This window comes from Bordetella petrii, from assembly GCF_000067205.1.
Lineage (GTDB): Bacteria > Pseudomonadota > Gammaproteobacteria > Burkholderiales > Burkholderiaceae_B > Bordetella_A > Bordetella_A petrii.
The window spans coordinates 2,313,714-2,333,297 of sequence record NC_010170.1 but is presented as its reverse complement, the minus strand read 5'-3'; the positions used below and the strand labels follow the sequence as shown (position 1 = coordinate 2,333,297).

General features: G+C 66.2%; 17 protein-coding genes. 9 read left to right on the top strand and 8 right to left on the bottom strand.

What is annotated here, in order from left to right:
* Position 1: 1 nt before the first annotated feature.
* A complete protein-coding gene (locus BPET_RS11395) occupies positions 2 to 772 on the bottom strand; it encodes an SDR family oxidoreductase (protein WP_012249160.1) in 771 nt (256 codons plus the stop codon).
* Positions 773 to 1,036: 264 nt separating this feature from the next.
* On the opposite strand from BPET_RS11395, the gene gmk reads away from it, so the two are divergent.
* The 3 genes from gmk to BPET_RS11380 are packed head-to-tail and all read left to right on the top strand — an operon-like array spanning position 1,037 to position 4,220.
* Positions 1,037 to 1,669, top strand: a complete 633-nt coding sequence (gene gmk / locus BPET_RS11390; protein ID WP_012249159.1) for a guanylate kinase — start codon at positions 1,037 to 1,039, stop codon at positions 1,667 to 1,669.
* A gap of 40 nt (positions 1,670 to 1,709) precedes the next feature.
* Positions 1,710 to 1,913: a DNA-directed RNA polymerase subunit omega gene (rpoZ, locus tag BPET_RS11385; protein WP_012249158.1), complete on the top strand. Its 204-nt coding sequence runs from the start codon at positions 1,710 to 1,712 to the stop codon at positions 1,911 to 1,913.
* A 21-nt stretch (positions 1,914 to 1,934) separates the two neighbouring features.
* Entirely contained in the window at positions 1,935 to 4,220 is a 2,286-nt protein-coding gene (locus BPET_RS11380; protein WP_012249157.1) for a RelA/SpoT family protein, read from the top strand.
* A 21-nt stretch (positions 4,221 to 4,241) separates the two neighbouring features.
* Here BPET_RS11380 and BPET_RS11375 read toward each other — a convergent pair whose 3' ends face one another.
* Positions 4,242 to 5,210 (bottom strand): Bug family tripartite tricarboxylate transporter substrate binding protein, encoded by a 969-nt coding sequence (locus BPET_RS11375; RefSeq protein WP_012249156.1) that lies wholly within the window; start codon positions 5,208 to 5,210, stop codon positions 4,242 to 4,244.
* A gap of 237 nt (positions 5,211 to 5,447) precedes the next feature.
* On the opposite strand from BPET_RS11375, the gene BPET_RS11370 reads away from it, so the two are divergent.
* Entirely contained in the window at positions 5,448 to 6,146 is a 699-nt protein-coding gene (locus BPET_RS11370; RefSeq protein WP_012249155.1) for a FadR/GntR family transcriptional regulator, read from the top strand.
* A gap of 122 nt (positions 6,147 to 6,268) precedes the next feature.
* On the opposite strand, the gene glnQ is transcribed toward BPET_RS11370, so the two are convergent.
* The 3 genes from glnQ to glnH all read right to left on the bottom strand — a co-directional run bounded on the left by glnQ (position 6,269) and on the right by glnH (position 8,504).
* Entirely contained in the window at positions 6,269 to 6,997 is a 729-nt protein-coding gene (gene glnQ / locus BPET_RS11365; protein WP_012249154.1) for a glutamine ABC transporter ATP-binding protein GlnQ, read from the bottom strand.
* A complete protein-coding gene (gene glnP / locus BPET_RS11360; RefSeq protein ID WP_012249153.1) occupies positions 6,994 to 7,653 on the bottom strand; it encodes a glutamine ABC transporter permease GlnP in 660 nt (219 codons plus the stop codon). Before glnP ends, glnQ begins: the two co-directional genes overlap by 4 nt.
* Positions 7,654 to 7,757: 104 nt before the next feature.
* On the bottom strand, positions 7,758 to 8,504 hold the full coding sequence (gene glnH, locus BPET_RS11355) for a glutamine ABC transporter substrate-binding protein GlnH (protein ID WP_012249152.1): 747 nt from the start codon (positions 8,502 to 8,504) through the stop codon (positions 7,758 to 7,760).
* 164 nt (positions 8,505 to 8,668) lie between these two features.
* Between glnH and BPET_RS11350 the strand changes: the two genes are divergently transcribed.
* A complete protein-coding gene (locus tag BPET_RS11350) occupies positions 8,669 to 9,691 on the top strand; it encodes a C45 family autoproteolytic acyltransferase/hydolase (RefSeq protein ID WP_012249151.1) in 1,023 nt (340 codons plus the stop codon).
* 307 nt (positions 9,692 to 9,998) lie between these two features.
* Here BPET_RS11350 and BPET_RS11345 read toward each other — a convergent pair whose 3' ends face one another.
* On the bottom strand, positions 9,999 to 13,622 hold the full coding sequence (locus tag BPET_RS11345) for a hydantoinase B/oxoprolinase family protein (RefSeq protein ID WP_012249150.1): 3,624 nt from the start codon (positions 13,620 to 13,622) through the stop codon (positions 9,999 to 10,001).
* A 66-nt stretch (positions 13,623 to 13,688) separates the two neighbouring features.
* Positions 13,689 to 14,198, bottom strand: a complete 510-nt coding sequence (locus tag BPET_RS11340) for a winged helix DNA-binding protein (protein WP_012249149.1) — start codon at positions 14,196 to 14,198, stop codon at positions 13,689 to 13,691.
* A 395-nt stretch (positions 14,199 to 14,593) separates the two neighbouring features.
* Between BPET_RS11340 and BPET_RS11335 the strand changes: the two genes are divergently transcribed.
* The 4 genes from BPET_RS11335 to BPET_RS11320 all read left to right on the top strand — a co-directional run bounded on the left by BPET_RS11335 (position 14,594) and on the right by BPET_RS11320 (position 18,563).
* The gene (locus BPET_RS11335) at positions 14,594 to 15,568 is read left to right on the top strand and encodes a TRAP transporter substrate-binding protein (protein ID WP_041862863.1); all 975 of its coding nucleotides are present in this window, start codon (positions 14,594 to 14,596) and stop codon (positions 15,566 to 15,568) included.
* A 6-nt stretch (positions 15,569 to 15,574) separates the two neighbouring features.
* Positions 15,575 to 16,075: a TRAP transporter small permease gene (locus BPET_RS11330; protein WP_012249147.1), complete on the top strand. Its 501-nt coding sequence runs from the start codon at positions 15,575 to 15,577 to the stop codon at positions 16,073 to 16,075.
* Positions 16,068 to 17,369, top strand: a complete 1,302-nt coding sequence (locus tag BPET_RS11325; RefSeq protein WP_012249146.1) for a TRAP transporter large permease — start codon at positions 16,068 to 16,070, stop codon at positions 17,367 to 17,369. Before BPET_RS11330 ends, BPET_RS11325 begins: the two co-directional genes overlap by 8 nt.
* A gap of 135 nt (positions 17,370 to 17,504) precedes the next feature.
* Positions 17,505 to 18,563 carry a porin gene (locus BPET_RS11320; protein WP_012249145.1) on the top strand — a complete coding sequence of 353 codons (1,059 nt, stop codon included), beginning with the start codon at positions 17,505 to 17,507 and terminating at the stop codon, positions 18,561 to 18,563.
* A gap of 203 nt (positions 18,564 to 18,766) precedes the next feature.
* Here the strand turns inward: BPET_RS11320 and BPET_RS11315 are convergent, their stop codons facing one another.
* Positions 18,767 to 19,561, bottom strand: coding sequence for a putative hydro-lyase (locus BPET_RS11315; protein ID WP_012249144.1), 795 nt, complete (start codon positions 19,559 to 19,561; stop codon positions 18,767 to 18,769).
* Between the last annotated feature and the right edge of the window lie 23 nt (positions 19,562 to 19,584).

Below are 19,584 nucleotides of genomic sequence, written 5' to 3'. Positions count from 1 at the left end.
CTCAGCCACGCCCCACGAACGGCATGTTGGTCGCCATGATGGTCATGAACTGCACGTTGGCATCCAGCGGCAGGTTGGCCATGGATACCACCGCGTGGGCGACATGCGCGACGTCCATGCGGGGTTCGACGCGCTTGGTGCCGTCAGCCTGCAGAATGCCGGCCGCCATGCGCTGCGTCATGTCGGTGGCGGCGTTGCCGATGTCGATCTGCCCGCAGGCAATGCCATAGCTGCGGCAATCGAGTGAAATTGACTTGGTCAGCCCCGTGACCGCGTGCTTGGTGGCCGTATAGGCAATAGAAAACGGCCGTGGCGCGTGCGCCGAGATCGAACCGTTGTTGATGATGCGGCCGCCGCCGGGCTGCTGCGCTTTCATCAGCCGGATGGCGGCCTGGGCGCACAGGAACATGCCGGTCAGGTTGACGTCGACCACTTCGCGCCAGGTCTCGACCGGCAAGTCTTCGATCGGCACGGCCGGCGCATTGCGGCCGGCATTGTTGAACAGCACGTCCACGCGGCCATAGGCGCGCTGGGTTTCGTCGAAGAGCTCGCGCACAGCCTGCTCATCGCTGACGTCGGTGGGCACCACCAGCGCCCGCGCGCCGTCTTCGCCCGCCGCGGTGCGGGTTTGCTCCAGCATGTCGCGGCGGCGTCCGGCCAGCACCACGCGGTAGCCCTGGGCCAGGAATTCCAGCGCCACGGCGCGTCCGATGCCGGTACCGGCCCCGGTGACCAGGGCGACTTTCGCGCCGGCTTGCTCATTCGAATGCATCGGGTTTCTCCCAGTGAAACTGAACCGCGAAATCCTAACGCAATCACACGCGAAACGTTGCAAGCACGCATGACGAAACAGGGATCCCCAGCCATCTTTGCCCGCAAGATCCGCAACCATTCGTCATATATTAATTTCTTATTTACTTATTCCTTTAAGGTATTAGATTTTTCCCTGGCCCCGGCACGCCCCGCGGGCGGCCTGCGCCCATCGCGGCGGCCGATTTGCTATTCTTCGCGTCTTACCTGTTTGTCTGTCCGCGCCATGTCCGAACGTCCCGGCAATGTTTTCATGGTCGTCGCCCCCAGTGGCGCCGGCAAGTCCAGCCTGGTCAAGGCCCTGCTCGACCACGACAAATCGCTCGTACTGTCGGTGTCCTGCACCACGCGCGCCCCGCGCAAGGGCGAAGTCGATGGGCGCGAGTACCGCTTCATCAGCCTCGAGCAGTTCGAGGCCCTGCGGCAGAGCCAGGCCCTGCTGGAATGGGCCGAGGTGCACGGCAATTTCTATGGCACGCCGCGCGACCTGATCGACCAGGCCACCCACGACGGCCGAGACGTGCTGCTGGAAATCGACTGGCAGGGCGCGCGCCAGGTGCGCCAGCGCTATCCCGACGCCATCGGCATTTTTATCCTGCCGCCTTCAATCGAAGAACTCGAGCATCGCCTGAAGGCGCGCGGCCAGGATGCCCCGCCCGTGATCGCGCGCCGCCTGCTGGCGGCCGGCGGGGAAATCGCGCACGCGCCGGAATGCGAATATGTTATTATTAATCAAGAATTTAGCGTAGCTTTGGCGGAACTTGCGCAAATCGTCAGCGCCGCCCGGCTACGCTTTTCGTCTCAGGCCGTCCGCCACGCGCCGCTGTTCGCGCAGTTGGGCATTCCGGCGGCCCACTGACGCCAGCAAACCTTTTCACAGCACGTTCCAGGTGTAATCCATGGCCCGAATTACCGTCGAAGACTGTCTGAACCAAGTCCCCAACCGCTTCAAGCTCACGCTGGCCGCCACCTACCGCGCCCGCGAGCTGGCGCAGGGCCACGCACCGCGCATCGACAGCAAAGACAAGCCCACGGTTACGGCCCTGCGCGAAATCGCCGGCGGCCACACTGGCCTGGAAATGCTGCGCAAAGTCCCGACCTGATCCGGGCCTGGGGGCGGCAACATGGCTTTTCCCCGGCTGAAGTATGCTTCCACGGGCCTGCTCGCCGCCTTGCGCGCGGGCTCCCGGCTGGGGCGCCGCCCCGGCAAGAAAGGTTCGCCCGCGCAACTGTCCGCTCCCGCGGACGACACCGGCGCGGTGTCATCGCCAGTAGCCTCGCTGGCGCCGCTGACCGAAATCATCGGCAGCTATCTCGACAAAAAAGACATCGAACGCGTGCGCGAAGCCTACCGCTTCGCCGATCAGGCGCACCTGGGGCAGTTCCGCGCCAGCGGCTCGCCGTATATCTCGCACCCGATAGCCGTCACTGAAATCTGCGCGGCCTGGAAGCTCGACGCCAACGCGCTGTCGGCCGCCCTGCTGCACGATGTCATCGAAGACCAGGGCATCGCCAAGCATGAGCTGGCCGAGAAATTCGGCACCGAAGTCGCCGAACTGGTCGACGGGCTGTCCAAGCTCGACCGCCTCGACTTCGCCACCAAGGCCGAGCAGCAGGCCGAGAGCTTTCGCAAGATGCTGCTGGCCATGGCGCGCGACGTGCGCGTCATACTCATCAAGCTGGCCGACCGCCTGCACAACATGCGCACGCTGGACGCGGTCAACCCCGAGAAGCGGCGCCGCATCGCGCGCGAAACCCTCGACATCTACGCGCCTATCGCCCACCGGCTGGGCCTGAATGTGCTGTTCCGCGAACTGCAAGACCTGTGCTTCGCGGCCATGTATCCCAACCGCTACCAGGTGCTGTACAAGGCCGTGCTGGCCGCGCGCGGCAACCGGCGCGAAGTCATCAGCAAAATTGGCGACGCGGTGCGCGCCGCCCTGCCCGCGGCGGGCATCGAAGCCGAAGTATCGGGCCGCGAGAAAACCTTGTTCGGCATCTACACCAAGATGACCGAACAGAAGAAGTCGTTCTCGGAAGTGCTCGACATCTACGGCTTTCGCGTCATCGTGCACACGCTGCCCGAATGCTATCTGGCGCTGGGCACCCTGCACCAGTTATACCGGCCGGTGCCTGGCAAGTTCAAAGACTACATCGCCATTCCCAAGGTCAACGGCTACCAGTCGCTGCACACCACGCTGGTGGGCCCGTACGGCACTCCTGTGGAATTCCAGTTCCGCACGCGCGACATGCACCACATCGCCGAAGAAGGCGTTGCCTCGCACTGGCTGTACAAGGGGGCCGACGTCTCGCTGAACGACCTGCAGAAGCGCACCCACCAGTGGCTGCAGTCGCTGCTGGACATTCAAAGCCAGACGGGCGATTCAGGCGAATTCCTCGAACACGTCAAGGTCGACCTGTTCCCTGACGCCGTCTATGTGTTCACCCCGCGCGGCAAGATCATTTCGCTGCCGCGTGGCGCCACGCCAGTCGATTTCGCCTATGCCATCCACACCGATATCGGCAACCAGGCGGTGGCCGCCAAGGTCAACAACGAATTCGTGCCGCTGCGCACTGAACTGAGCAGCGGCGACGCGGTCGAGATCATTACCTCGCCCGCCTCGCGCCCCAACGCGCAGTGGCTGAACTACGTGCGCACCGGGCGGGCGCGCTCGGAAATCCGCCACTACCTGCGCACCGTCAAGTATGAAGAGTCGGTGGCATTCGGCGAACGCCTGCTCGAACAGGCGCTGCAAGAGCTGCACCTGGACCTGCCCGCCTCCGACGACCCCGCCTGGCAGAAACTGGCGCGCAGCACCGGCGCCAGCTCGCGCGATGAAATCCTAGCCGACATCGGGCTGGGCAAGCGGCTGGCCACCGTCGTGGCGCGCCGCTTCGCGCCCGAGCACCAGATGGTGGCCACCACCGCGGCCGCCGTGGACGAAATCACCTCGGCGCGCAGCGCGCCCATTCTCATCCAGGGCAACGAAGGCCAGGCCGTGCAGTTGGCGCCGTGCTGCGGCCCGCTGCCGGGCGACCCCATCGTGGCCGGCCTGCGGCTGGGCCAGGGCCTGGTGGTGCACACCGCCGACTGCCCCATCGCCGTGCGCCAGCGCGCGCGCGAACCCGAGCGCTGGGTCAACGTGGCCTGGGATGCGCAAACCGCCAAGCACTTGTCGACCCGGCTCGACGTCATTACCCGCAACGAGCGGGGCGTGCTGGGCCGGCTGGCGGCGGAAGTCACCGCCGCCGATGCCAACATCGTGCAGATCACCATGCACGACGACGCGGTGGCTACCGTGTCGCTGCACCTGACCATCCAGGTCGACAGCCGCAAGCACCTGGCGCAGGTCATCCGCGCCATCCGGCACGTGCCGCAGGTGCAGAAAATCGTGCGGGTGAAGGGCTAGGCCAATACCGGCCCAGCCCCGCTATTCCACCTTGCCGATGCGCTGCACCGCCGTGGCCATGGCCTGGGCGTCCGTCTTCCAATAGGCGGCGAACTCGGGCGCGTCCATGTATTGCACCGGGCTGCCGGCCGACAAAATGGTCTGCTGCAGCTTGGGGTCATTCAGCACTTTGCGCGCCGCCTCGCGCAGGCGGTCGACCGCCTGCGCCGGCGTGCCTGCCGGCACGAACAGCGCCGACCATTGCACGAACTTGACGTCATAGCCTTGCGAAGCCAGCGTGGGCACCTGCGGCAACGCCGCCAACTGTGAGTCGCCCCAATGCGCCAGGGCGCGCAGCTTGCCAGCCTGGATGTGCGGCACGACGCTGGAAGGCCCGCTGGATATGGCATCGACCTGCCCGCCCAGCAAGGCCGCCACGGCCGGGCCGGCGCCAGTGAAAGGCACGTGCGTCAGGTCGATGCCGGCCGCGCCCTTGAACATTTCCATCGGCACGTGCATCGAGCCGTAAATGCCCGAACTGCCGTAGTTCAAGGCGCCGGGGCGGCGCTTGGCGTCGGCCACGAATTCCTGCACGGTTTTCCACGGCGCATCGGCCCGCACGATCAGCACCGTGGGGTCGGCCGTCACGCGCGCAATGGGCACGAACTGGTCGAGCCGGAACGCGGCCTGGCGGCCCAGAATCTTGTCGGCCTCGGGCAGGATCGAGATCGACGACAGGCTCATCAGCACCGTATAGCCGTCGGGCGTGGCGCGCGCCGCCTGCCCGATACCCACCGAGCCGCCGGCGCCGGCCTTGTTCTCGATGACCACGCTCTGGCCCAGCTCGCGCGACAGCGCATCAGCCACGGGCCGCGCCACGGTATCGGCCACGCCGCCCGGCGGAAACGGCACGATCATGGTGACCGCCCGTTCGGGATACTGCGCCTGGGCGCAGCACGCCGCGAGGCCCAGCGCCACGCCACACCACCACTTGCTTGCACTCACAGCCATGTCTCCAACCCTCCAGATGGGCCGGCGCCGGCGGCGCCGGTTGTTTATTTATGAACCAATTGGATCGTATTTTTCTTCTACCCGCGTGGCCCGCCATGGCGGTAGACAAGGCGACATGCCCTGCCTCGGACAAGCGCCACTCTAGAACCGTATGGGCCCCAAGGCAAGGATTTTCGGGTCAAAATTTGACCAATTGGTTCAAGTACGCTACCCTGCCGCTATCACTGGAGAACGGATGTGGATGATCTCGTGGCGGGCCGGGGCCTGCGCGCCGAGGGGGCCAAGGCCCTGGCGCATTTCCTGATGGAATCGATGGCCAGCGGCCGCCTGCGCGAAGGCATGCGGCTGCCGCCCGAGCGCGCGCTGAGCGAGCGCTTTGGCGCGTCGCGCGGGTCTGTGCGGCGCGTGCTGGCCGAACTGCGCGAACGCGGCCTGATCGTCCAGGCGGTGGGCAGCGGCACTTTCGTGGCGCCAGGTGTGCACGCGGTGGCGCCCGCCGCGCCGGGCCAGGCGGGGTTGAACACCAGCCCGGCCGAGCTCATGCAGGCGCGCCTGCTCATCGAACCGCTGATGCCGATGCTGATCGCCCGCAATGCCACCGGCGCCGACTTCGCCCGCATGGGCGAATGCCTGGAACGCTCGGAAGCCGCGGCCAGCATCGAAGACTTCGAACACTGGGACGGCGAATTGCACAAGGCGTTCGCCGCGGCCACGCACAATACCTTCTTTCTGCAGATACTCGAACTGGCCAACCGCGTGCGCGAACAAGGCGAATGGGGCCGGCTCAAGTCCAACTCGCTGACGCCCGAACGGCGCGAGCAATATCAGCAGCAGCACCGTGCCATCGTGGCCGCCCTGAAAGACCGCGACGCCGGACAGGCGCGCGTGCTGCTGCTCGCGCACCTGGAACAGATCCAGCAGAACTTGTTCGGCTAAACTTTTCCAGGTGTCTGACTCTCGCGGGGTGCCAGACACCGTATTGCCGAGACAGCGGCTGCACACGGCAGTGTCTGACACCTCTGCGGGGTCAGACACCTGACCAATCTGGCTGGCCTGGCTCAGGCCACGTGCTGAAGGAAGTCGCGCAGCCGCTGGCTGGGCGGGTTCGACAGCAGTTCGGCGGGCGGGCCATCGTGGGCCACCTTGCCGGCGTCGATGAAAATCAGCCGGCTGCCCACCTTGCGCGCGAACTCCATTTCGTGGGTAACCACCACCATGGTCATGCCTTCTTCGGCCAGGTCGCGCATGACCTTCAGCACTTCGTGGCGCAGTTCCGGATCCAGCGCCGACGTGGGCTCGTCGAACAGCATCAGCTTGGGCTTGATGGCCAGCGCCCGCGCGATGGCCACGCGCTGCTGCTGGCCGCCGGACAGCTCGGCCGGATAGTGCCCCATGCGCTCGCCCAACCCCACCTTGCGCAACAAGGCCTCGGCCTGCTCGCGCGCCTCCTGGCGCGACGCGCCGCGCGTGTGCACAGGCCCGAACATGACGTTTTCCAGCGCCGTCATTTGCGGAAACAGGTTGAACTGCTGGAACACCATGCCGGCCTCGCGGCGGATTTCGCGCACCTGGGCCGCCGGGCCCTTGACGCTTTGCCCATCGACCAGCAGGTCGCCGCCCTCGATGGTTTCGAGCACGTTGATGCAGCGCAGGAAGGTGGACTTGCCCGAGCCCGAAGGCCCCACCACCACCACGACTTCGCCGGCGTCGATGTTCAGGGAAATGCCGTCGAGCACGGTGGAATCGCCGAAGCGCTTGGTGACGTTGTGGAATTCGACCATGCTCATAGTATGCGCATCCTTTTTTCGGCCAGACGCAGCGCCAGAGCCAGCGCGCCGGTCAGGATCAGATAGATGATGGCCACCGCCGACCAGATCTCTACCGCCCGGAAGTTGCTGGCCATGATCTCCTGCCCCTGGCGGGTCAGTTCGGCCACGCCGATCACGATGAACAGCGACGAATCTTTCAGGCTGATGATGCACTGGTTGCCCAGCGGCGGGATCATGCGGCGAAACGCCACCGGCCCGATGATGTGCAGCAGTATCTTGTAGAACGGCAGGCCCATGGCCTGTCCGGCTTCTTTCAGCCCCTTGTGCACCGACAGCAGCGAACCCCGCACGATCTCGGCGATGTAGGCGCCCGAGTTGATGATCAGCGTGGCGATGGCCGCCCAGATCGCATCTACCCGCAGGCCCGGCACCATCAGAGGCAGCGCGAAATAGATGAACATGACCTGCACCACGATCGGCGTGCCGCGGATGACCGCGATGTACACCTGCGCGATCGCCGACAACAGCCGCGGCCCATAGGCGCGCGCCACGCCGGCCAGTGCCCCCAGCAGAAAGCCGCCGACCAGGCCCCAGAAAGTGATCTTGACGGTCATCAGTGTGCCGTCGAGTAGATTGGGCATGGACGCCCAGATGACAGACCAGTCGAATTGCACGGTCTTCCCCTAATATGTGCGGCCTGCCGGGCCGTTACGGCTTGGTATGCAGGGCCGGCGGGGGGCTGCCCCCGCCGCGGCCCCGGCCTGCAGCGTGCGTGCGCTCAGGGCTGCTTGCCGAACCACTTGGTGTAGATGGCGTCGTACTGGCCGTTGGATTTCAGCGTGGCCAGGGCCTGGTTGACCTTGGCGACCAGGTCGCTGCCCTTGGGGAAGGCGATGCCGTAGAAATCGCCGCTCTTGACAGTGCCCACGACCTTCACGCGGCCCTTGCCGGCGGTATTGGCGTAGTACTGGACGTTGGGCGTGTCGTGCACGGCGGCGTCGACCCGGCCCGTGGCCAGCTCGAGATACGCGTTATCGATGTTGGGGAACAGGCGCAGCTTGGCCTCGGGCACTTCTTTCTTCATGAAATCGACGGTGGCGGTGCCGGTCTTGACGGCCACGCTCTTGCCGGCGAGATCCTTGGCCGACTTGATGGCATCCTCATTCGCCGCCACCAGGATGGCCAGGCCGCTTTCGTAGTAGGGGTCGGAGAAATCGATGACCTGCTTGCGGTCGTCGCGGATGGTGATGCCGGCCAGCGCCACATCGATGTTCTTGGTCTGCAAGCCCGGGATGATGCCGTTGAAGTCCATCGGCTGCAGCTTGTACTTCAGGTTGAGTTCTTTGGCGATGGCGGCCCACAGGTCGATGTCGAAACCGGTATAGGTGCTGCCCTGCTTGAATTCGAACGGGACGAAGGCGGTGTCGGTGGCAACGATCAGTTCTTTGTCCTGGGCCGCGGCGGTGGACACGGCGCCGATCAGGCTCAAGCCCACCAGCGCGGCGGCGATTCTACGCTTAATCATCGAATTTCTCCTGTAGAGACAACGGGCCCCGGCCAAACCGGAGCAATCTGTCAGCATGCCGCGGCGGATGGCTGGGCACGCTCGCCGGCTCATGTTAACTCATCTGTCCCCATGGCAAGCATGCGCCGGGAAATTACAATCGGATCATTCGCCGGAGATTATTCATGCCGTTCAAGCCCGTACGCATTGCAGGCACCCGCCGCCAGATCGGCCAGGCACTGGGCAAGCTGGCCCGGCCCCTCATGACTGTCTACCTGGACCAGAGCGCCACCTGGCAGGCGCTGCGCCCCTGGCGCGGCCATGCCTACCTGCAAGAACTGGCGGGCCACGCGCAGGAAGCCCTGCCCGCCATCTGGGAAGAATTCGAGGGCCTGGCCGAAGGCCTGCGCATACCGGCCGCCGACCTGTTGCTGTGGCACTGCCGCGGCGACCTGCTGCACAAGACCACCGATGGCTGCACCTCGGTTGCGCTACAGGCGGCTGACGGCGAGCGCTGGATCGCCCACAACGAAGACGGCGATCCATACTTGTACGGCCGCTGCCATGTCGTCGACGTGCAGCCCGACGACGCGCCGGGCTATGTCAGCTTCTATTACCCCGGCTCGCTGCCGGGGCATACGTTCGGCGCCAACCGCGCCGGGCTGGTGCAAACCATCAATAACCTGCGCACCCGGACGCGCCGCGCCGGCGTGCCGCGCATGTTCCTGGCCCGCGCCGTGCTCGACTGCGCCTCGCTGGACCAGGCAGCCGAATTGCTGGCCCACATGCCGCGCGCCGGCGCCTTCCACCACACACTGGGCGCGGCGGGCGACCCGAGGCTGCTCAGCATCGAGGCCACCCCGGGCGCCTGCTCGGTGGAAACCGTGGCGCGCCGCTATGGGCACGCCAACCACCTCATCCACCACGGCACGCGCGATACACCGCAAATCGTCACCGACTCGTCGCGCGCCCGCCAGAACCGCATCGACGCGCTGGTCGACACCTGGAACGACGCCTCGGGCGAAGCCGACCTGGTGGCCGCGCTGCACGACACTGAAGGCGCCCTGCCCATCCTGCGCCGCGCGCCCGACGACCCCGACGACGAAAACACCCTGGCCACCGCCGTGTTCGCCCTGGACGACGAACACGTCACCCTGCGCATCTACGACCGCAAGGCCCGTCCCTCGCAAGAAATCAACATCAAGTAGAACGACGGTACGGTGTCTGACACCCTGCGGGAGTCAGACACCTGACCGCTGGCGCGACCGTGCGTTGCCTGGCGCCCGGGCGGAAACCAGACGCCTTGTATCCAGCCAGCCCCGCAAGCGCGACGAACACCATGCACTGCAGTCCCGCGCGGCCCGGGCCGGCGGCGGCGCGTTGGGCGGCGGGGCAGCCTGCGCCAGCAGGCCGAGGGCGCGTGCTTGCGCCCGAGCCCGACGCACGTGCGCCGCCGCCGGCCCGGGCCGCGCGGGACGAGGCAAGAACTCCACCCGCCTCCGCCGAGAGCGCCCCCTACGCCTCCCCGTACCCCCCTCCTCCCGGCGTCTCCACCACGAACACATCTCCCGCCCGGAGGCTGGCGCTGTCTTGCGGACCCAGTTCCTGGATGCTGCCGTCGGCGCGCTCGATGTAGTTGCGCCCCACCTGGCCGGCGCCGCCGCCCGCCAGTCCGAAAGGCGCATGAACGCGATTGTTCGACAGAATCGCCGCCGTCATGTCTTCCAGGAAGCGCACCCGGCGCACGCCGCCGTCGCCGCCCCGGTAGCGGCCGCTGCCGCCCGAACCATGGCGAATCTCGTACGACTCCAGCCGCACCGGAAAACGCAGCTCCAGCACTTCGGGGTCGGTCAGCCGCGAGTTGGTCATGTGCGCCTGCACCACCGAGGCGCCGGCGAAACCTTCGTCGCGCGGCCCGGCCGCGTCGATGCGCAACGGCCCCGCCCCGGTGCCGCCCGAGATCGTTTCGTAATACTGGTAGCGCGCATTGCCGAACGTGAAGTTGTTCATGGTGCCCTGGCTGGCCGCCAGCACGCCCAACGCCCCGTACAACGCGTTGACGATGCACATGGACGTTTCCACGTTGCCCGCCACCACCGAGGCCGGCGGATTGGGTCGCAGCATCGAGCCCTCGGGCACGATGATGTCCAGCGGCTTCAGGCAACCCGCATTGAGCGGGATGTCGTCGTCCACCATGGTGCGGAACACATACAACACCGCCGCCACGGCAATGGCGCTGGGCGCGTTGAAGTTATTGTCCAGCTGTGCCGACGAGCCGGTGAAATCGACCACCGCGCTGCGCGCCTCGCGGTTCACGCGCACCGCCACGCGGATGACCGCGCCATTGTCCAGCGGGTATTCGTAGTGGCCGTCTTTCAGCACCGAGATGACCCTGCGCACCGCCTCTTCGGCGTTATCTTGCACATGCCCCATGTAGGCGCGCACCACATCCAGCCCGAAGTGGTCGCACATGCGCAGCAGTTCCTGCACGCCCTTTTCATTGGCGGCGATCTGCGCGTGCAGGTCGGCGATGTTCTGGTCGGGATTGCGCGCGGGCCAGCGTCCCGAGGCCAGGATCTCGCGCGCGGCCTGGTCGCGGAACTCGCCGTCGCGCACCAGCTGGAAGTTGGTGAACAGCACCCCTTCGTCTTCCACCGTGCGGGAGTCGGGCGGCATCGAGCCGGGCGTGGTGCCGCCGATATCGGCATGGTGCCCGCGCGACCCGACAAAAAACAGGATCTCGCGGCCGGCGCGGTCGAACACCGGCGTAATGACCGTGACATCGGGCAAGTGTGTGCCGCCGTGGTAGGGATCATTGACCACGTAGGCATCGCCGGGCCGCATGCGCCCGGCGTTGGCCTGCATGACGGTCTTGATGGACTCGCCCATGGACCCCAGGTGCACCGGCATGTGCGGCGCGTTGGCGATCAGGTTGCCCTGCGCGTCGAAGATCGCGCAGGAAAAGTCCAGGCGCTCTTTGATGTTGACCGAATAAGCCGTGTTCTGCAGCCGGTAGCCCATCTGCTCGGCGATGGACATGAACAGGTTGTTGAACACCTCCAGCATGACCGGATCGGCCTGCGTGCCCACCGCGCGACGCTCGGGCCGCGCCTCGACGCGCTTGAGCAGGATGTGGTCCAGCGCCGTGAGTTCGGCTTGCCAGCCCGGTTCGACCACCGTGGTCTGGTTGGGCTCGGAAATAATGGCGGGGCCGGCCAGCACATCGCCCGGCACCAGATCGGCGCGCACATATAGCGGCGTATCGCGCCAGGCGCCCTGCCCGTACATCTTGACCATCCGGCCCACCGGCGGCGCGCCTGCGCGGCTGCGCTCGACCGGGGCTTCGGCGGCGGGCTCGCCGCCGCCGGTGGCTTCGACCGAGAGCGTTTCCACCACCAGCTCGCGGCCGGGCATCAGGAACGAATAGCGCTGGCGATACGCGGCTTCGAAGTCCTGGCGCACCTGGTCCAGTTCGCCGTATGCCACTTCCAGGGCGGTGTCGGTGCCGCGGTACTTCAGGTGCAGGCGGCGCTGCACCTGGATCAGCTCGGCCGGCACGTGCTGGCGGCGCAATTCACCGACTGCCTGCGCGGCCAGGTCGTCGAGCTCGGCCTGCAGTTCCGGCATCAGCGCCGCGTCCAGCACCTTTTCCACGGTTTTCTGCCGCATGTCGGTCTGGTCGGCCAGCCCCATGCCGTAAGCCGACAACACCCCACCCAGCGGATGGGCGAACACGGTGGTCATGCCCAACGCGTCGGCCACCAGGCAGGCGTGCTGCCCCCCGGCGCCGCCGAACACCGTCAGGGCGTACTCGGTAACGTCGTGGCCGCGCTGCACCGAGATGCGCTTGATGGCTTCGGCCATGTTGCCCACGGCGATTTCCAGGAAACCCTCGGCCAGCTGCTCGGGCGTCATCTCGCGGCCGGTGGCCGCGCGCACCTCGGCGGCCATGGCTTCGAAGCGCTGCTGCACCGCCTCGCGGTCCAGCGGCTGGTCGGCCGCCGGACCGAACACGCGCGGAAAGAAATCGGGCTGGATCTTGCCGAGCAGCACGTTGCAGTCGGTGACGGCCAGCGGGCCGCCGCGCCGGTAGCAGGCCGGCCCCGGGTTGGCCCCGGCCGAGTCCGGGCCCACGCGCAGGCGCGCGCCATCGAAATGCAGGATGGAGCCGCCGCCGGCCGCCACGGTATGGATGCTCATCATGGGCGCGCGCATGCGCACGCCGGCAACCTGGGTTTCGAATTCGCGCTCGAACTCGCCCGCGTAGTGCGAAACGTCGGTCGAAGTGCCGCCCATGTCGAAGCCGATGACGCGAGGCAGGCCGGCCAGTTCGCTGGTGCGCACCATGCCCACGATGCCGCCGGCCGGGCCGGAAAGAATGGCGTCTTTGCCGCGGAAGCGGTGCGCGTCGGTCAGGCCGCCGCTGGACTGCATGAACATCAGGCGGATGCCGGGCAGTTCGCCCGCCACCTGATCGACATAGCGTTTCAAGATGGGCGACAGGTACGCGTCGACCACCGTGGTGTCGCCGCGCGAGACGAACTTGATCAGCGGACTGACCTCGTGCGATGCCGACACCTGCGTGAAGCCGATTTCGCGCGCCAGCTCGGCCGCGCGCTGCTCGTGCGCGGGCGTGTGCCAGGCATGCATGAAGACCACGGCCACGGCGCGGATGCCGCTGTCGTAAGCCTGCCGCAGTTCCTGGCGCAGGCTCTCTTCGTCGAGCGGGCGCACCACGGCGCCGGCGGCGTCGATACGCTCATCGGCTTCCACGACCGATTCGTACAGCATCTCGGGCAGCGCCACGTTGCGGTCGAACAGGCGCGGCCGGTTCTGGTAGGCAATGCGCAGGCCGTCGCGAAAGCCCCGCGTGGTCACCAGCAATGTGCGTTCGCCCTTGCGCTCGAGCAGCGCGTTGGTGGCCACGGTGGTGCCCATTTTCACGCATTCCACCTGCTCGGCCGGCACCGGCTCGCCCGGCGCCAGGCCCAGCAGCTGGCGAATGCCCGCAACGGCCGCATCGCGGTATTGCTCGGGGTTTTCCGACAGCAGCTTGGCGGTGCCCGTGCTGCCGTCGGGCCGGCGCGCCACGATGTCGGTGAACGTGCCCCCACGGTCAATCCAGAATTGCCACTTCATAGTGTCCTCAACAGAAAAAAGGAATGGCGCGGCGGCCGGCCCCAAGGCCCGCCGGGCCTGGAAGAATCAAAGCGAGGTAGCCGCGCGGGCCGCCTGGTCGTACAGCCCCGACAGCGCGCGCAAGGCCTTGGCGAGCTGGCGGTTGAATTCCACTCCCGCGCCCGCGCCGGCTTCCAGGCCGTCGATCAGGCACTGCTCGCGGATCTCGGTATAGCGCTTGATGAAAGCGGCGCCCTCGTCAGTGGCGCTGTAGAACACTTCTTTGCCGTTGCGCTCGCCGCGCACCACGCCCAGGCGTTCCAGCTTCTTCAGCGAGTAATTGACGATGTGCGTGTCTTCGACGTTCAGCGTGAAGCAGATGTCGGCCAGCTTCTTGCCGCGCTGGCGGTGGTACACGTGGTGCATCACCATGACGTCGGTGGCGGTCAGGTCGGGCAAGCCGGCCGCCGCCATGCAGCGCACGGTCCAGCGGTCGAAAGCATGGCCGGCGATCATCAGGCCGAATTCCACTTCGGAAAGATCGGGCGCGCGGTTACTGGCCAAATGGGCCGACGAGGCGATGAGATGAGAGCTCACGGAATGCTCCGCAGAATCGATGTAGACGAAATACTAATAATTTATCTACATTTCATCAACAAAAAATTATCACGATCCTGCGCTTTCGGGCGCCGCCAGGACCACTTTCGATGGCATCTTCGTCCCCCCCGAAAATGAGGCCGGCATGGGCCCCATGCAGCGACGCCCGAAGCGCATTCGCTTTAAGCATCAAGCACCGCGCCAGTCGCTCGCGCAGCGTCGCGCAGATTACGAAAAAGCCCTAGGAATTACCCCTAGCACCGCGCTTTCCAGGGCCTGCGACTGCCCCTTGCATCATAGAATTGCACAGTTTGTGACAGCCGCGGCAAAGCGCCGCGGTGTTTCCGCGATGCCCGCAAGGCCATCCGTCCATGACTCCCTACGAAGGATCTCCCATGAACAAGAAACTCTCCCTGCTGGCCGGCAGCTTCGTGCTGGCTTTCAGCGCCGGCGCCACCGCACAGACGACCTGGGACCTGCCCAGCGCCTACCCCGCCAGCAACTTCCATGTCGAGAACCTGAACACGTTCATCAAAGACGTCGAAAGCCTGTCGGGCGGCAAGCTGAAGATCACGCTGCACAACAACGCCTCGCTGTACAAGGCCCCCGAGATCAAGCGCGCCGTGCAGGGCAACCAGGCGCAGATCGGCGAGATCCTGCTCACCAACTACGCCAACGAAGACCCGGTGTATGCGCTGGACGGCCTGCCTTTCCTGGCCACCGGCTACCCCGCCTCGTTCAAGCTGTACCAGGCCCAGAAGCCCTACCTGGAAAAGAAACTGGCCTCGCAAGGCATGATGCTGCTGTACGCGGTGGCCTGGCCGCCGCAAGGCATTTTCGCCAATAAAGACCTGAAGAAAGTCGAAGACCTCAAAGGCCTGAAGTGGCGCGCCTACAGCCCGGTTACGGCCAAGATCGCCGAACTGGTGGGCGCGCAGCCCGTTACCGTGCAGCAGGCGGAACTGGCCCAGGCCATGGCCACCGGCGTGATCGACTCGTACATGTCGTCGGCCTCTACCGGCTACGACACCAAGACCTACGAGTACATCAAGAAGTGGTACGACACCCAGGCCTGGCTGCCCAAGAACGCCGTCATCGTCAACAAGAAGGCCTACGACGCGCTCGACCCCGCCACCCAGCAAGCCCTGAAGAAAGCCGGCGCGCAAGCCGAGGAACGCGGCTGGAAGCTGTCTGAAGAAAAGAACAAGTGGTACCAGCAAGAGCTGACCAAGAACGGCCTGGAAATCATCACGCCGACGCCCGAACTGCAATCCGGCCTGACCAAGGTGGGCGAGCGCATGATCGACGATTGGCTGGAACGTTCTGGCGCCGACGGCAAGGCCATGGTCGAAGCCTACCGCAAGATGTAGGCCCGCATGCGCCGTTTTCTAGATACTTTGTACGGCGCGGCCGGCCTTTTGGCCGGCCTGTGCATGATAGGCGTGCTGGCCTCGGTGCTGGCCGCCATCATTGCCCGCCAGATGGGCTGGAACATTCCCGGCACCGACGCATACGCCGGCTACTTCATGGCCGCGGCCGGCTTCCTGGCCCTGGCCACCACCTTCAAGCACGGCGAACATATCCGCGTGACGCTGCTGCTGAATTCGCTGGCCGCGCGCAACGGCCGGCGGCTCGACATCTTCGCGCTGGCGGCAGGCGCCGTGCTGGCCGCGGCTTTCGCCTACTTCAGCATCAAGCTGGTGCACGACTCGCGGCTCTACAACGACATATCCACCGCGAACGACGCCACGCCGCTCTGGATTCCCCAGATCGCCATGGCGGTGGGCACCGTGCTGTTCCTGGTGTCCGTGGTCGATGAACTCGTGCGCCGCCTGCGCGGCCTGCCCGCTCCCTCTTCGCAGCAAACTCATGAATGAAGTCCTGGTCATTACCCTGCTGATCATCTCGATCTTCGCGTTGCTCGGCTGTGGCGTGTGGGTCGGCCTGACCCTGGCCGGCACCGCCTGGATCGGCATGGAGATCTTTTCCAGCCGCCCGGCCGGCGACGCCATGGCCGTTACCATCTGGGGCGCGGCATCCAGCTGGACGCTGACCGCCCTGCCGCTGTTCCTCTGGATGGGCGAGATCCTGTTTCGCACCCGGCTGTCCGAAGACCTGTTCAAGGGCCTTGCCCCCTGGCTGAACCGCCTGCCCGGCCGGCTGCTGCACACCAACGTCATTGGCTGCGCGATTTTCGCGGCGGTATCGGGCTCGTCGGCGGCCACCTGCGCCACCGTGGGCAAGATGACCATCCCGGAACTCAAGCGACGCGGCTACCCCGAAGACAAGGTGCTGGGCACGCTGTCGGGCGCCGGCACCCTGGGCCTGCTGATTCCGCCGTCCATCATCATGATCGTCTACGGCGTGGCGGCCGACGTGTCCATCGCGCGCCTGTTCATCGCCGGCATCCTGCCAGGCATCATGCTGGCGGCGCTGTTCATGGGGTACATCGCCTGGTGGGCGCTGCGCAACCGCGGCAGCATACCGGCGGCCGACGAGCACATGTCGCTGGGCCAGAAGCTGTACCAGTCGCGCCACCTGATTCCCGTGCTGCTGCTGATCGCCGCCGTGCTGGGCTCCATCTACGCCGGCATTGCCACGGCCACCGAGGCCGCCGCCATTGGCGTGGTGGGCGCGCTGGTCCTTTCGGCCCTGCAAGGCTCGCTGTCGCGCAAGACCTTCACGCAATCGCTGATGGGCGCCACCCGCCTGTACTGCATGATCGCGCTGATCCTGGCCGGCGCGCAGTTCCTTACGCTGTCGATGGGCTACATCGGCCTGCCGCGCGCGCTGGCCGAATGGATCGGCGGCCTGGGGCTGTCGCAGTTCTGGCTGGTCATGGCGCTGATGGCATTCTTCGTCGTGCTGGGCTGCTTCCTGGACGGCATCTCTATCGTGGTGCTGACCATGGGCGTGTTGCTGCCCACGGTGCAGGCGGCCGGCATCGACCTGATCTGGTTCGGCATCTTCGTGGTGTTCGTGGTGGAAATGGCGCAGATCACCCCGCCGGTGGGCTTCAACCTGTTCGTGCTGTCGGGCATGACCGGCCGCGAGCTGCCGTACATTGCACGGGCCTCGCTGCCGATGTTCTTCCTGATGATCGTCGCGGTGCTGCTGCTGTATTTGGTGCCCGGCATTGCGACGTGGCTGCCCCAGCACATGCGCATGTAAACAGAAGGCGTGCCGGCCCCCTCGAGGGGCCGGCGCATTGTCAGCCGGCTGCGCGGCAACCATCCGCTGCCGCGCCACCGGCAACCTGCACCGGCCACGAGCCGGACAAGTAAAAGTTGTACGGGAGGAAACACCATGAAGAAAACCGCGATCGCGCTGCTGGCCCTGACCGGGCTGGCCGCGGGCACCGCCGCGGCGCAAACCAGCGTTACGCTGTACGGTATCGCCGATATCAGCATGCGCTATCTCAGCCGTAGCAGCCAGGACGACGGCAGCCGCTTCGGCCTGGCCAACGGCGCCATCTCCAACAGCCGTTGGGGCCTGCGCGGCACCGAAGACCTGGGCGACGGCATGAAGGCGTTCTTCCGCCTGGAAAACGGCTTCAGCATGCAGAACGGCAACGGGTCCGACCCCGACAAAACCTTCAGCCGGCTGGCCTACCTGGGGCTGGATGGCGGCGCGATCGGCACCCTGACCCTGGGCCTGCAGAACACGCCCATGTTCAACCTGCTGGCCGACCACTTCGATCCGCTGACCGTTGGCAACTACGACCAGAATGCCTGGCTGCCCGCCGCCATGTCGCGCGTGCGCACCGGCAATATGTTCACCTACTCGAATACGCTGGGCGGGCTGGCGCTGGTGCTGTCGTACGCCAACGGCGAAGACTACGACGACCACAAGGTGGGCTCGCAGTACGGCGCCTCGCTGCGCTATACGTTCGGCCAGCTCGCGCTGGGCGGCGCCTACCAGCAGACGTATTCGGACACCAATTCCGACGACCGCCAGCGCGTGTGGAACCTGAACGCCTCGTACCAGTTCGACAGCGCCAAGCTGTTCGCGGGCTACTTCAACGGCCGCGACGAAACCGGCTTCGTGAACGCCGTGATGGGGGGCACGCCCATGCCCGGCCTGGACCGCAAAGACGACGGCTATTTCGCTGGCGTGACCTGGCAGGCCACGCCGCGCTGGGCCGTTACCGGCGCCGCCTACTACGACCGCAGCAAGAACGTGGCGGAGTCGGGCGACAAGGGCAAGCGCTATGCCCTGGTGGCGGTGGCCGAATACGCCTTGTCGAAGCGTTCGCAGGTGTACGCCACCGTCGACTACAACAAGGTGAAAGACGCCGCCCGCGACGAGATCAACGGCGGCAGCAGCCAGCTTGGCGCGGCCGTGGGCTTCCGGCATATTTTCTGACCGGCACGGCCGGCAGAAAGCACGACGCAGGCAGCATGATTCAGGAAGCACGACGCAGGCAGCATGATTCAGGTGTCTGACTCCCTCAGGGTGTCAGACACCGATGTGTGCCACAGCCTTCTCTGCAGTACGGTGTCTGACACCCTTCGGGAGTCAGACACCTGAATACGCCTGAAGCCCCCTGGCGGCGCCCGAATAACAGCCTACAGCACCGCCATCCGGCTGTTGAGCAAGTCTGTCACCAGCATGTGGCCCGGTGCGTGGGTGATGCAGAACTTGGGGCGCACGGCCGCCACGACCGACTGCGGCGTGACGCCGCAGGCCCAGAACACAGGAATCTCGCCAGGCCGGATCTCTACCGCGTCGCCGTAGTCGGGCCGGTTGATATCGGCGATGCCGATCTGGGCCGGGTCGCCCAGGTGCACCGGCGCGCCATGCACCGAGGGAAAGCGCGACGTTACCTGGATGGCGCGGATGGCGTCGGCCGCCTTCAGCGGCCGCATCGACACCACCAAGGGGCCGCGGAACGGCCCCGCCGGCTCGGTGGGGATAGACGTGCGATACATGGGCACGTTGCAGCCCTGTTCGATGTGGCGCACCGGCAGGCCGTTGTCGAGCATGGCTTCTTCGAACGAAAACGAACAGCCGATCAGGAAGGCCACCAGGTCGTCGCGCCACAGGTCGCGCACGTCGGTGGGTTCGCCCGCCAGTTGGCCGTCGCGCCAGACGCGGTAGCGCGGGATGTCGCTGCGCACGTCGATGTCGTGCCCCAGGCTGGGCAGCGCGGGATCGCCAGGCTCGGACACCGCCAGCAGCGGGCACGGCTTGGGGTTGCGCTGGCAGAAACGCAGGAAATCGCCAGCCACGTCGGCCGGCAGGATCGCCAGGTTGGCTTGTACATGGCCGGGCGCCAGATTGGCCGTGGGGCCGGCCAGGCGGCCGGCGCGCGCCTCGAGGCGCGCGCGATACGCCGTGCCGGATTGTGGGGTATGTGTCATGGTCGGTAGGTATCGTGCCTGAC